Origin of the sequence: Clostridium algifaecis, from assembly GCF_017874415.1 — a bacterium.
GTDB classification, from domain to species: Bacteria; Bacillota; Clostridia; order Clostridiales; family Clostridiaceae; genus Clostridium_B; species Clostridium_B algifaecis.
The window spans coordinates 1-13,852 of sequence record NZ_JAGGLM010000015.1; the positions used below are offsets into that span (position 1 = coordinate 1).

The following is a 13,852-nucleotide window of genomic DNA, read 5'->3' on the forward strand; positions in this document are numbered from 1 at the left end:
TTTCAAGTTCATTTGCAACTATTTTTATAGCATGATAAGTGTTTCCTTCTTTATTTGGACTTCCGTTAAACGCTACAACTTTCATTTATTATACCATTTTATATAAGTTAACCTCTGTCTCACCTTCTTGCAAATCTACAAGTTTAGGAACAATATTAGTAAAATGTTTGGAGTTATTATGAAGATTAATAGCCTCTTCATTTTGCCATTCTTCTATGAATGTTAATGTATTGCACTTATTAATATCTTCATACAAGTTATATGAAATACATCCTTTTTCATTTCTACTTTCTTTCATAAGCTCTTCTGCTAGAATTTTAAATTCCTCTGTTTTCCCTTTCTTTAATAATGATTTTGCAACTATTGTAATCATACTATTCCTCCATATTGTTCTATCTTTTGCAACTTCACAAAACTATTTATTTCTCAAATCCTATTCAAAATACATTTATTAGGTTCAGTTTCCCAGCATTTATTACATGAAATACATTTTGGTATATAATCGATATTTTTTATCCATTTATTAATTAAGTCTGGCTCACATAAAAGTGGTCTAGCAATAGAAAAGTATTCAATATTTGTTGTGTTTAAAATCTCATGCATTAAATTTATATTTCTATTTCCTCCCATCAAGATTACTTTTGCACTAACTTCTCTAGCAATCTTAGCAGTAACTTCTCTGAAATATGATTGTTTATTCAATGATTTTATACTAGTTCTTGCTGGTGCCATTCCTTTACCAGAAGATTCATTCACTGCGCTAACTTCTATTATGTCTACACCTAATTTATCCACTGTTTTGAAAACTTCCATAGCTTCAGCTTCAATTAGACCTTCTCCTTCATCCATAAAATCATCAAAATTAAGCTTAATCATAATAGGATACTCATCCCCAACTCTTTTTCTTACTTCTTCAATTACCTCATATATTATTCTTGCTCTATTATGGATATTTCCACCATATTCATCATTTCTTCTATTATAATATGGGGTCAAAAACTGACTTAAAAAATATCCGTGTGCTGCATGAATTTGAACTGCATCAAAACCTGACTTTTTCGCTCTTACTGCAGCATCTCCAAATTTTTTCACAATAGATTCAATCTCTAGTTTAGTTGCCTCTCTAGGTGTAATCTCTGTTACTCTATTCTCTACTTGTGATGGCCCTAGAATGTTCATTTCATTTACATTTGGGTGATGACTTTGAGAACCACCAAATACGATCTGTAATGCAATCTTACTACCATGCTGATGAACTTTATCTACTAAAACTTTATATTCTTCAATAAATGAGTCATCGTAAATCCCAAGCATCCTTGGATTTGGTTGTTCATCCTTTGAGATAAATGCATATCCTGTTAATATTAAGCCAACTTCGCCTTGTGCTAATTCTTCATATACTTTAATTATTTCATCATTAATATGGCCATCTTTTTCTGCCATTTTCATCCAAACTGCAGAACGAATAAATCTGTTTTTTATATCTAAATTCTTAACCTTTGTTTCATCAAATAAATTCTTAATAATACTCTCTCCTTAGTTTTATACTTTTGTAAATACTTTTATCAAAATTACAGCTATTTTTTATATCCTTATTTAAAATAAGAATTTATTCACTTACAATAATGAGCGATTTCTTAAAGCCATTTCTAATCTAATTAATGCTTCCTTAATATAAATTCTTGGACACCCAATATTAATTCTTTGAAATCCTTCTCCAGCTCTTCCAAATATAGCACCATCATTGAATTTTACTTTAGCCTCTTTAACAAGAAATTCATTTAATTCATGATTATTTAGTCCTAATTCCCTCATGTCCACCCAAACCAAAAAAGTACCTTCCGGCCTAATTACCTTCAATTTTGGTATTTTCTTTTCTATATGATTTATAAAATAATTTAAATTATCTTCTAAGTATTCTTTGAGTTGCAAAAGATATTCTTCTCCATCTATATAGGCTGCTTCTAATGCTACTTTCCCAAACACATTCCCTGAACCTACTGCTCCTCTTGCGGCAATGAATTTATCTCTCATATCCTTATTAGGTATAATAGCAACAGCTTCACCGAGCCCTGATATATTAAATGTTTTACCTGGTGCAATAAAAGTAACAGAGTGATTAGCAAATTCTTCTGAAATAGATGCAAATGTAGTATGTTGACTCCTTTTAAAAACCACATCACAATGTATTTCATCTGAAATGATAACACAGTTGTTTTCTAAGCAAATTTCACCTAATTTCATAAGTTCATCTTTACTCCAAACTCTTCCTACTGGATTATGTGGACTAGATAATATCATCATTTTAGCATGATTGCCCATTAAAGTTTTAGAATCATGAAAATAGTTCTTCAAATCTTCATAATTCATTGTATAATTTTCTCCATCAAAAGATAGTTCATTGTTTTTAACATAACAATTATTATCCTCTATAGCACTTCTAAAATGATGAAACACTGGTTCTTGAATAATAACCTCTTCTCCCTTTTGTGCAAAAGCCTTTACGGAAGCATATAAACCTCCAACCACTCCATCGCAAAAAACAATCCAGTCCTTTTCAATCTTCCATCGATAATCCCTCTTTACTTTTTCAATAACTGCTTCGTAACAAGAATCCAATTCAATAGGGTATCCAAATACAGTATGTTCAGCTCTCTTTTTAATTGCTTCTGCTACAGGCTCTGGGCAAGGAAAGTCCATATCAGCCACCCACATAGGCAGTATATCCTCAGCGTTAAACTCATTTTTATTAAAGTTCCATTTAATAGAATCTGTTTTTTTTCTTTCTATAATTTTATTAAAATCATATTTCATTTTCCCCCACATCCTTATTACTACAAATTATTTCATATAATGAAAAACAATATCTGAATTACTTAATTCCATAATGCTACAATTTCCCTCCTATTTCTTTAATGATTTTAGCCGTATTATTCAGTTCACTTATAGTTCTATTGATTTCTTCAATATTTGCCACCTGAATTTCAAACATGCTATTATTTTCATACATTTTATTAGTTATATTTTTAATTGAACTTTTTAACTTATTCATTACACTATTTATCTTTTTTATTGATTCACTACTAGAATTTGATAATTTTCTTATTTCTTTAGCAACAACTGCAAAACCCTTTCCCATTTCTCCAGCTCTTGAAGATTCTATTGCAGCATTAAGACCTAATAAATTAGTCTGTTTTGATATATTTTCAACAAAATTTATAATTTCATCTGTTTTTTCCATTTCTTCATTTGTTGTATTTATTTCATTTAATATATTATTACTAGATTTAGCTACATTTTGTATTCTAGTTACTACATTATCAAGAACCTTTGAAATTTCAGTAAAGGAATCCACAAATGTTTGTGAATGACTTTTAATATCATCTCCCCAATCTCTTCTTCCCATAGCTATACTTCCTATTATTTCTCCATCTACATTTTTTATTGGAATTGCTGTGGCTTTTATAGCTATTCCAAAATATTCTTTAGGCAAGCTTTTTACTACAGTTTTTCCTTGCTGCATACATAAATAAGCAGGAATATCCCGTGGTAATATATCACCTTCATTGTAAATACTTTCTCCAGTATCTTCTGTTTGCACAATTTTAATTATTTTTTCTTTGTCAGCAAGTAGAAAGCTTACTTCATTATTAAATAGTATACCTATATAAGGTAATACATAACTAATGCTTAAAAGCAAATTTTTATTACTAATTTTTTCCATATATAAACCTCTTTATTTAGATTTCACTTCACAACTTTGGGTAATATATCCTTCAATAGCCTGTGCAACTAATTTTGATACCCGTACAGCAGCTACTACCGTTTTAGCCCCTGTTACCACATCACCAGAAGCAAACACCCCTTCTCTAGTAGTTCTTCCTAATTCATCAGTAACTACTAATCCTTGAGCATTAACCTCAATTCCTTTTGTACTAGACACTATATTTGCTCTAGGTACCTGACCTGCTGCTATAATTATGGAATCTGCTTTAAATATATCTTCTGAGCCTTCTATTTTCACTACTTTTGCTTTCCCATTTTCATCTTTTACTATTTCAGTTCTTGCATATTTAATGCCTTCACCAATTATTTCTACAGGTACCTTATAGTACTCAAACTTAACACCGTCAATCCGAGCATATTCCACTTCAGTTCTCCCCGCTTGAATATCTCCTGGCCCTCTTCTATACATTATATAAACCTCTCTTGAGCCATTTCTAAGAGCAATTCTAGCTGCATCCATTGCTACATTACCACCACCTATAATGCACACTCTATTTCCTAATTTATATGCATCAGGTTTTTTTAAGTAATCTATAGCATAATGAACATGTCCTAAAGTTTCCCCTTTTATACCTAAGGCCCTAGATTTCCATACCCCCGTCCCTATAAATACAGCTTTATACTCATCTCTAAAAAGATCATCAATGGTTATAACTGATCCAATTAGGGTATTAGGTCTTATTTTTATTCCCATACTAACCAATTTTTCTTCCAACTTTTCTAAGACACTATTTGGCAACCTAAAGTCAGGGATACCATATCTTAAAACTCCACCAATCTTATCATGAGCTTCGAAAATAGTTATATCATAACCTTTATCCGCAAGAATAAATGCTATGGTAATCCCTGCTGGACCTGAGCCTATTATAGCTACTTTTTTATTAATTTTTTTTACTGCTCCTGAAGTGATGAAGTTCAAATAATAATTTGATATATAATTTTCTACTGAACTTATTTGAATTGGATTACTTTTTCTACCCATTACACAATGTCCTTCACACTGATTCTCATGAGGACATACAAGTGAACACACTACAGAAAGAGGATTGTTTTTAAAAAGCTTTTCTCCGGCTTCTATAATATTTCCTTCTAAAAACAGCTTCATAACCTCATTTACTGGCGTGTTAACCGGACAACCTTCTCTACACATTGGTTTTTTACACTGAAGGCATCTTTTTGCTTCTTCTATTACAAATTCTCCCATGAAACTTTCACCTTTCTTATCTAGCTTAATCTTATTTTTATTTAATAATAAGAGCCTCAGCTTCTAAGGCTTTGGCTCTTATTGTTGTCAATATAAATACTTATTCTGCACTTACTCCATAATAAGCATTCTTATAAAGCTCTGCTAATTCTTCTGCACTTGTTTCTCTTGGATTTGTAGGAGTACATACATCATTGAAAGCATTTTGAGACATTTCTTTTAAAACAGCATTAAATTTATCTTCACTTATTTCATTTTGAGTTAATTTGTTAAATGAATCCGGAATTCCTAAAGTTTTATTTAACTCTCTTATAGAATTAGATAAGTTATCAATACCTAAATTCTTTTCTATTAGGTGATACTTATTTGTACCTTTTCTGTTATATTCGATAACATACGGAAGTAAAATAGCATTTGCTAAACCATGAGTTATTCCAAACTGCCCTCCTATGCTATGTGCTAAACTATGAACAATACCTAAAGATACATTACCAAATGCCCATCCAGCAATAGTAGATGCATTATGCATCGCTTCTCTTGCTTCCATATCTTGTCCATTTTCATAAGCTTTAGGAAGCCACTTAAATACTAATCTAACCGCTTCAATTGCCAATGGGTCTGTTAGCATACTAGCAACATTTGAGACATAAGCTTCTAAAGCATGTGATAATACATCCATACCAGTATAAGCGGTAGCATTCTTTGGCATTTTAGCTGGAAGATCTGAATCAAGTATTGCAATATCAGGTACTATCTCAGGAGATACAATAGGATACTTCGCATGGGTCTTAGTATCTGTTGCTACAAAGCACCCTGTAATTTCTGATCCTGTTCCACTTGTAGATGGAATTGCAATAAATTTTGCTTTGTTTCTTAATGTTGGAATTGAACCTGGTTGAATTAAGCTTTTGAATTCTAGTTCAGGATATTCATAAAACACCCACATGCCTTTTGCTGCATCTAGAGATGAACCCCCTCCTATGGCAATAATCCAGTCTGGTTCAAATTCTAACATATCCTTTGAACCTCTAATAATTATTTCAACAGTTGGATTAGGCTCTACATAATCTATAACCTTAACCTCAATACCTGATTTATTTAAATATTTTTGTGCTTTTTCAATAAAACCAAATTTCTTCATTGAAGATCCACCAGTTACTATTATTGCCTTCTTACCTTCAACTTGAGAAAGATACTCCATACTTCCTTCTCCTGATACGACCAAATTTGGTACTTTAAACATAGAATAAGCCATTATTTATCTCCATCCTCTCTTAATTTTAATAATGTATTTCCACCAATTCCTATATTTTCAGGTTCTACCTCGTTAATAATTATTCTAAAGAACTCCTTTTCAATTTGAGTGATCTCACTTAATTCATCTGTTACTTTTTTTATCATCATTTCTTTTATCTCTTTTTTTTGTGGGGTTATATCAATATTTATTATAGGCATAAATTCCCAACTCCTTTTGTTTTATTGATCTATTAAAATTTGTAAATCGACTTACAGACATAGTCTATATAACCTATTCAAAATAAACAAGTATGCACTTTTATGTAACAAAGTTTCCTAGAGGTAACCTTTATTTATAACATTAAGAAATTTGCAGCAATTTTTTATTATTTGCCAAAGTCACAATTAAAAGTTAAAAATTCAGTGAACACTTAAAGAAAAGTAAGTATTGACATTACATAAATAATGCCTTACTATTAACCATATGAATGATTGTTCATTCAGAAGGAGGACTTTTAAATAAAATGGATAAGAAAACTTTAATTCTGAAAAGCGCATTAAAGCTTATAACTGAAAATGGATTTCACGGAACGCCTGTATCTATGATAGCTAAGGATTCCGGTGTTGCGGCTGGAACAATTTATTTACATTTCAAAAATAAAGAAGATATTTTTGATGAACTATATATTTATGTAAAAGCAGATTATAATGATGCTATTGTAAATGGAATGTATGAAGGTATCAGCGTAGAAGATGAATATCACTTAAAGTGGACAAATATGGTTAACTATCTTATTAATAATCCAGCAGAAGCTAAATATATAGATCAATATCTTACCTCTCCAAGTGCAGATAAGGATTTAATTAAAGATAAACTTGAAAAATGCGCTGGATTAAAAAATCTATACGAAAGAGCTATTACAAGTAGTTTAATTAAAGACATTTCTTATGAAACTGTTATAACTGCTATGCTTGGTACTGTAAATCAAATATTTAGAATGCATAATTCAAATATTTTAAATATAGATGAAAAAGTTATAGAAGAGGTTTTTCATTTATTTTGGACCGGAATAAAAAAATAGATAAACAAAAAATTCAATATTTATAAAAATTATTGAATTTTTTATTGAATATTTATGAATGAATATTCATTCTTAAGTAAGCAGATATATTTATACAAAATAATTTAAATTTAAAAAGAGGAGTTTCTTTATGGAAAATATAAAAATGGCTTATAGTGAGTTACATTAAGTTAAAATATCTGCATTCCATTGTACTAAAAATTTCTCAAATCCAAAACTAATAATTTATTTTGCACCAGCCAAAAACTTTAAAGAAATATCTGAAAGTTTTAAAGAGCTATTTCCAAATACCTTAACGGTAGGATGTACATCACAAGGTCAATTTTCAAATAATGGATTCAAAGTGAATTCTATAATTGCAATGTCTTTTGAAGGAGACGTGTTAGCGAAGTCTTTAGTTATGACTGAAATAGATAAAGCTCCAATTAAATATTTACCAAAAATAAGAGAGACTATTACTTCGCTAAACAATAATAGAAATAATATTGCTATAGAACTTATGTGTGGTAATACAGGAAAGGAATAAAAGAGGTTTCCAAAAAAATAAAGAATATATCTAATCAAACAAATATACTTGCATTAAATGCTAATATTGAAGCTGCCAGAGCAGGAGAATATGGAAAAGGTTTTACAATTGTAGCCAATGAAAATAAGGCATCTTTTATACAATAATATAAAAAGGGGAGATTATTTTGATAGAACATAATAATAAGAATTATATTTGCCCATTAGATTTAGGATTTGAAACTATAAGAGGTAAATGGAAATCAATACTATTACTTAATTTATATGGGAGTTCAAAAAGGTTTTTAGAACTTAAAAGATCTGCAATAGGTGTGAGTCACAAAGTATTAACTGATAATTTAAAGCAACTTGAATATGACGGCTTAATAAACAAAGTTGTTTATGCACAAGTTCCACCAAAAGTAGAATATTCACTTACAAAAAAAGGGGAAGAATTAGTCTCTGCTTTAACTTTAATTCGAAGTTGGTCTAAAAAGTACTATTCAAATATAATATGTTAGAAGATTACTATTTTGATGAAGTCAAAGATAGATTTAATTTGATATTTTTACCACCTTATAGTCTAAACCTTAATCTATTTGAGTGGTTATGCAGATGATTAAAATCTTATGTAATTAACAATGTGTTTTTCTCTTCTTTACTAAAAGTTAAAGTTACAATTCAAAAGTTTATAGCAAATATAAATGAAGTTCCCACCAAAACAATAGACAGGCTATATGTTAGAATATAGAAACTTTATTGCAACATATATATTATAGTAATTCTATATAATCAGAAATTTAAGTGTATTCTTCCAAATCTACCATCAAATTTTCATAAAAAAAGACTATAGTAGATTTGTTTTTACACAAATCTATCTATAGTCACGAATCTCTTCTGCTTTACACAGTGCTATGTTGGATTTATTCTGCTGCACTTAATATAAAATTCCAATTAATTTCTCTAATACTAATTGGTTTCACCATTTATTGCTTAATAAAGTTTACTCTACGAATTATTATTTTGCTAATAATTGAGCAACTAATGCTTTATTGCTTTCTACACAATTACCACAACCAGTACCTACTTTAGTAAGGGCTTGCACTTCTTCAAATGACTTAGCACCACCTTTAATAGCATTCACTAAATCTTTTACTGTAACTTTAAAACATCCACATACTACTACATTTTCATCGATTTTTCTTTTTAATAATAAGTCATCAACTAATGCTTTAACACCATCTGTACAATTACCACAACCAGTACCGACTTTAGTAATAGCTTGCACCTCTTCAAATGACTTAGCACCACTTTTGATAGCCTCATTTAAATCTTGTTCAGTAACATTAAAACATCCACATACTATTTTGTTATTATCCATTTTATTTTCTCCTTTAAGTTTTTTTATTTTTGAAATTATTGATTTTATCATTTTTTTATTTTCTCCATTTAAAATCTAGTGCATATATCTATGCAGTAATTTATTTTTTTATTTTTAAAATCATTATGTATGATTTATTTATAGGTTTATGTTAATTAGACTTCAACTTTATTAAATATTATTTAGACTTTGAAGTAAATTCTCTACATTAGTTCCATGAACTGCGTTATTGATAACTCTTTTGTTCTTTGAAAACTAATGTAGCTACTTTGGTACATAAAATAATTGCCAATTTACTTTTTTACCTATTATTGCTATTGTTCGTATGTTTTAAGGGTCTTTTTATTATAATTTCTTATACTTCTTCTATTTAATATTGAATCCACTTTTGTAGACCTTCTATATGTTCAATTTATATTAAAATGTGCATTTTTACTTATCAATCATGAAAACCTTACTTACTTATACACATTAATAGCCAGTTTTTTTACTTTATATTGTTACTTTATAAACTTATTTATTATTTGGGAGAATAATTATAAACTGTCTTTACAGCGCCTAGGTCAATGACGACCTATGCCACTATTGAACTTATTAAAATTTGTATTTATCTTAATAAAATTACTTTGCTAGTTTTACAGCTTCTATAAACTCTGCACTTGAATCCTTAATAACTAGTTCGTCATTAATATATCCAAAGCTTTTTCCCTCATTTTGGCCACATAAGCCTATGCAACCTAAATATAAATTTTCTTCTAGTACACTTGCTTTTAATTCTTCAACATCTACTCCTGAGCAATTTGGACAAACTTTTATCATTTTCTATTCCTCCTAAAATATTTTATTATTAAGATTTTTCCATTAATTTTAGATTACTTCTGAAATTTGATTTTGTACGCTAAAATATTTATGCAATCTACATAATGAGATTTCTAAAACTCTTAATGCCCTTAGTCTACTTTATAAATATATACCACACAAGTATGCACTTTTAGGTAAGTTAAGTTACCTAAAAGTAAGTAATTAGTTTTATAAAGAATTTATGAACAATAAATTCAAATTAGTTTTAATTGACTAATTTGAATTTAGCTTCAGTTTTGATATACTATTACTATCTAAAAATTATATTTAAAAAGGAGAAACTATGATAAGCTATAATATGAACTAGAAACAGATGGACTTATTGAAAAGAAAGTTTTTGCGGAAGTTCCTCCACGTGTGGAGTATTCTCTGACTGAAAGAGGAAAAAAACTTTTCCCTGGTTTAAATATGATTCAGCAGTGGGCAATAGAAACATTCCAAAACAACGAAACAATTAAGTAATATATAGATTACTTGGTTTAATTCCCAAGCTATAAAATATCTTTTATAATTTAAAGCACTTAGTTATATGAGCAGCCTTTAATTTTAAACGGAATATATTTCCAAATTTATTAAACACTACTTTTAAAAAATAAAAAATAGCAGACTAAAGTGCAACTTAACACCTTAGTCTGCTATTTTTATAACTTTATTCAATTACAACTTCAATCTCTGTCCCATCAAGTAGGGTTACAATAATTTTCTCCCCTTCAAACACAGTCATCTTTTCAATAATCCTAAAAAACAAATCCATATCAAATTCTTCTATTGGTTCTGCATTTTCTATAATTCTCATAAACTGCTTTGCCTTATATCTTTGAAGCAAGTTATCACTTTTTAAATGTTCCTTCCACTTCTCCATAAAATAATTCTTATTTTCAATCATTGCATTAAAGGTATTTATAAAAGCTTGGTATAAAACTCTATCATCTATATGCTTATTCTGGCATCTCTTCTCACCTTTTACTGTATACTTCTTATTACATCTCCAAATAATTCTTCTAAGTCTTTCATCTGTAGAATTCCATACCTTTCTCCCAAAGGTACTGCCACAGTGTCCACAAATAACTCTTCCAGCAAAAGGATTGTAAGCTGTGGCATAATCTAATTTGCTAATGTTATATTTTTCAGCAAATACTCGCCTTCTTTCTATTTCAAGCTGTACTGCCTCCCACATTTCTTTATCAATTATGGCAGGATGGCTTTCTTCTACATAGTATTGAGGAACCTCACCATTATTCTCTACCCTTTTCTTAGTAAGAAAATCTACTGTATAAGTCTTTTGAAGTAAGGCATCTCCTTTATACTTTTCATTAGTTAGTATTCCTCTTATAGTGCTTTCATACCATTTAGCTTTACCATTCCATCCTTTAACCCCTTCTTCTTCAAGTTCTCTTGCAATTCTGTTTGAACCTTTTCCATCAAGGTAATCCTTATAAATTCTTCTTACTATCTTGGCTTGTTTTTCATCTATTATTAAGTTTCCTTCTTCATCTTTATCATAACCTAAAAACTTTTTATGATTAACTATCACCTTTCCTTGTTCAAATCTTCTACGGATACCCCAAGTGCTAATTTGACTCAGATTGTTGGATTCTTCTTGTGCCAAGGAACTTAAGATAGTTAACAAAACTTCTCCCTTACTGTCTAAAGTATTGATATTTTCCTTTTCGAATATTACTCCAATACCTAGCTCCTTAAGCATTCTTACATAATTCAAACAATCCAGAGTATTGCGAGCAAATCTTGATATTGATTTTGTAATGATTATGTCTATATTTCCAGCCTTACATTCCTCTATCATTTTATTAAACTGCTCTCTCTTTTTAGTATTAGTTCCTGAAATGCCTTCGTCTGCAAATATTCCAGCAAATTCATAGTCTGGATGATTCTCTATAAAAGCTGTGTAATATGCAACCTGTGCTTCATAGCTTGATAACTGTTCTAATTGGTCTGTTGATACTCTGCAGTAAGCTGCCATCTTCTTTTTCTGTGGTTCTAGGTTCTGTGCTAAATTGGTTCTGTTTGCCCTTGCTGGTATAACTGTAATGTTTCTTGCCATCCCTCAATTCCTCCCTCACAATAATTTCTTCCTTTATATTAAGCCTGCTTAAAACTTCATCTTCTATTGCCGTTCCTTGGCAGGCATCTTTTCCATTTTTAATATAATTACTACATTGCCACACTATCTTTTTGCAATTTAATTTGCTATTCCAAGTTCTTCTCCTTAAAGTTGAGCCGCATTTACTGCAGTAAAGCATTCCTGTTAGAGGATACCTCTTTGTGTACTTATCTGTATCTCCTGCAACATTACCTTTGGCTTCAGCTCTTCTTTTAATTTCTTCTTGAACTTGTTCCCACATCTCTCTTGAAATTATCGGAGAATGGTTATCTTCAATATAATAACTATCAATAACTCCTTTATTCCTTACTGAGCCTTTTTTCAAATGGTCTGGTGTGTAATATTTCTGAAGTATTGCATCTCCCTTGTACTTCTCATTCTTTAAAATTCCTAGGATTGTGGTATCGTGCCACCTTGCTCCTCCAATTGTAGGAACCCCTTCTGCATTTAATTCCTTTGCAATGGTAAAACCACCTTTACCACTTAGGTACTCATTAAAAATTCTTTTTACCACCTCAGCCTCTTTAGGATTTATAACTAAATCTCCATACTCATCCTTGTCATATCCTAAAAACCTTGTGGTATTAATTATTAGTTCCCCTTGTTCAAACTTTTTTCTTGCTCTCCATTTAAGATTATCGCTCACATTTTTACTTTCTTCCTGTGCAAATGAAGAGAGGACGGTAAGCATTAACTCACCGTCCCCTGACAAAGTATTTATATTTTCTTTTTCAAACCTAACTTCTACACCTATATCTTTCAGTTCCCTTACTATCTGTAGCATTATTGCTGTGTTTCTTGCAAATCTTGAGATTGACTTTGTTATTATCAAATCTATATTTTTATTTCTACAAAGTTCTAACATCCTTTGAAACTCTGGTCTGTTTTCAGTAGTTCCTGTGACACCTCTATCTGCAAATACTCCTACATACTCATAGTCTGGATTATTTGATATGATATTTTCATAGTATTGTATTTGATTTTCTAGAGATTCTCCTTGCTTGTCATTATCAGTGGATACTCTAGCATAAGCACAAACTTTTTTCTTTACCTTTTGAACCTTTTGTATTGGCTCAATAATCCTTACACGCATTGATTTTACTCCTTTCTATCAAATTGTTACTACTATATATCACTCTGAAGGTGATAGAAGTCAAGCTATATAGAAGTGAAAGCGGCTACCCTAATTTTAGAGTAACGACTACTTATTAAATATCATAATTGTTGCATCAAATCTTGCTGCCTTTAAGATATTTTTAACTTTGAATATCTTTCTCTAATATCATCAATCAGCCGTTTTATTCCTTCTAAGTCTGGCTTAAGATTCATATGTCTTTCTACAATTTCAAGCCTTTCTTTAGTCTGCCAGACATAAATATCAAATTTAGAGCGTACTGTTTTTCCGCCAGATATTTCAATGTCATAACCATTCCTTATGTTTAAATAAATGTAATTTTCAAAATCAATAGTTTTTACTGTATATGGCTTTCCTAAATATTCTAATAATCTTTGTTTACCTTTTGATATTTTTAACATTTCAAATCCTCCCCAAATTTAAATAGAGCCTTTGCAAGCTCTATATTTTTTAAACCTACTATCAATTCCTTAACAAGTTAAACTTCATGTAAACCTTCCATTGCCTTATTAAGATGGGTTAATGATATACCCCAATCTTC

General features: G+C 30.0%; 17 protein-coding genes and 1 pseudogene. 5 read left to right on the forward strand and 13 right to left on the reverse strand.

All coding sequences use genetic code 11. The features are described 5' to 3' along the window. From J2Z42_RS14510 to J2Z42_RS10495, 8 genes are all read right to left on the reverse strand, one after another. The coding region (locus tag J2Z42_RS14510; RefSeq protein WP_245331583.1) for an NAD(P)H-dependent oxidoreductase at positions 1-85 on the reverse strand (85 nt) is incomplete at its 3' end. A 3-nt stretch (positions 86-88) separates the two neighbouring features. After that, positions 89-373, reverse strand: a complete 285-nt coding sequence (locus J2Z42_RS10465; protein WP_209702607.1) for a putative quinol monooxygenase — start codon at positions 371-373, stop codon at positions 89-91. Positions 374-426: 53 nt separating this feature from the next. After that, positions 427-1,527: an NADH:flavin oxidoreductase gene (locus J2Z42_RS10470; RefSeq protein ID WP_342590021.1), complete on the reverse strand. Its 1,101-nt coding sequence runs from the start codon at positions 1,525-1,527 to the stop codon at positions 427-429. Between the two features lie 90 nt (positions 1,528-1,617). Further along, positions 1,618-2,814 (reverse strand): MalY/PatB family protein, encoded by a 1,197-nt coding sequence (locus tag J2Z42_RS10475; RefSeq protein WP_209702608.1) that lies wholly within the window; start codon positions 2,812-2,814, stop codon positions 1,618-1,620. A gap of 76 nt (positions 2,815-2,890) precedes the next feature. Continuing rightward, positions 2,891-3,724 (reverse strand): methyl-accepting chemotaxis protein, encoded by an 834-nt coding sequence (locus J2Z42_RS10480; protein ID WP_209702610.1) that lies wholly within the window; start codon positions 3,722-3,724, stop codon positions 2,891-2,893. Positions 3,725-3,736: 12 nt separating this feature from the next. Further along, complete coding sequence (locus J2Z42_RS10485) at positions 3,737-4,990, reverse strand: NAD(P)-dependent oxidoreductase (RefSeq protein ID WP_209702612.1); 1,254 nt, start codon at positions 4,988-4,990, stop codon at positions 3,737-3,739. Between the two features lie 100 nt (positions 4,991-5,090). Continuing rightward, positions 5,091-6,245, reverse strand: a complete 1,155-nt coding sequence (locus J2Z42_RS10490; RefSeq protein ID WP_209702613.1) for an iron-containing alcohol dehydrogenase — start codon at positions 6,243-6,245, stop codon at positions 5,091-5,093. After that, a complete protein-coding gene (locus J2Z42_RS10495) occupies positions 6,245-6,445 on the reverse strand; it encodes a tautomerase family protein (protein WP_209702615.1) in 201 nt (66 codons plus the stop codon). Before J2Z42_RS10495 ends, J2Z42_RS10490 begins: the two co-directional genes overlap by 1 nt. Before the next feature lie 305 nt (positions 6,446-6,750). Between J2Z42_RS10495 and J2Z42_RS14695 the strand changes: the two genes are divergently transcribed. From J2Z42_RS14695 to J2Z42_RS10515, 4 genes and pseudogenes are all read left to right on the forward strand, one after another. Continuing rightward, entirely contained in the window at positions 6,751-7,308 is a 558-nt protein-coding gene (locus J2Z42_RS14695) for a TetR/AcrR family transcriptional regulator (RefSeq protein WP_209702617.1), read from the forward strand. Between the two features lie 223 nt (positions 7,309-7,531). Continuing rightward, the gene (locus J2Z42_RS14700; RefSeq protein WP_342590022.1) at positions 7,532-7,834 is read left to right on the forward strand and encodes an FIST N-terminal domain-containing protein; all 303 of its coding nucleotides are present in this window, start codon (positions 7,532-7,534) and stop codon (positions 7,832-7,834) included. Positions 7,835-7,860: 26 nt separating this feature from the next. Continuing rightward, positions 7,861-7,956: pseudogene (locus tag J2Z42_RS14525) on the forward strand (methyl-accepting chemotaxis protein); the annotation flags it as partial. A 44-nt stretch (positions 7,957-8,000) separates the two neighbouring features. Then, positions 8,001-8,333 (forward strand): winged helix-turn-helix transcriptional regulator, encoded by a 333-nt coding sequence (locus J2Z42_RS10515; protein WP_209702618.1) that lies wholly within the window; start codon positions 8,001-8,003, stop codon positions 8,331-8,333. Between the two features lie 497 nt (positions 8,334-8,830). Here J2Z42_RS10515 and J2Z42_RS10520 read toward each other — a convergent pair whose 3' ends face one another. Further along, positions 8,831-9,244 (reverse strand): (2Fe-2S)-binding protein, encoded by a 414-nt coding sequence (locus J2Z42_RS10520; protein ID WP_209702620.1) that lies wholly within the window; start codon positions 9,242-9,244, stop codon positions 8,831-8,833. 570 nt (positions 9,245-9,814) lie between these two features. Continuing rightward, positions 9,815-10,012, reverse strand: a complete 198-nt coding sequence (locus J2Z42_RS10525) for a DUF1450 domain-containing protein (RefSeq protein ID WP_209702622.1) — start codon at positions 10,010-10,012, stop codon at positions 9,815-9,817. A gap of 399 nt (positions 10,013-10,411) precedes the next feature. On the opposite strand from J2Z42_RS10525, the gene J2Z42_RS10530 reads away from it, so the two are divergent. After that, a complete protein-coding gene (locus J2Z42_RS10530) occupies positions 10,412-10,516 on the forward strand; it encodes a winged helix-turn-helix transcriptional regulator (RefSeq protein ID WP_439897328.1) in 105 nt (34 codons plus the stop codon). Between the two features lie 187 nt (positions 10,517-10,703). On the opposite strand, the gene J2Z42_RS10535 is transcribed toward J2Z42_RS10530, so the two are convergent. From J2Z42_RS10535 to J2Z42_RS10545, 3 genes are all read right to left on the reverse strand, one after another. After that, positions 10,704-12,035 (reverse strand): recombinase family protein, encoded by a 1,332-nt coding sequence (locus J2Z42_RS10535; RefSeq protein ID WP_245331584.1) that lies wholly within the window; start codon positions 12,033-12,035, stop codon positions 10,704-10,706. Continuing rightward, positions 11,980-13,269 carry a recombinase family protein gene (locus tag J2Z42_RS10540; protein ID WP_245331581.1) on the reverse strand — a complete coding sequence of 430 codons (1,290 nt, stop codon included), beginning with the start codon at positions 13,267-13,269 and terminating at the stop codon, positions 11,980-11,982. Before J2Z42_RS10540 ends, J2Z42_RS10535 begins: the two co-directional genes overlap by 56 nt. 152 nt (positions 13,270-13,421) lie before the next feature. Beyond that, positions 13,422-13,712: a hypothetical protein gene (locus tag J2Z42_RS10545; protein ID WP_209702624.1), complete on the reverse strand. Its 291-nt coding sequence runs from the start codon at positions 13,710-13,712 to the stop codon at positions 13,422-13,424. Between the last annotated feature and the right edge of the window lie 140 nt (positions 13,713-13,852).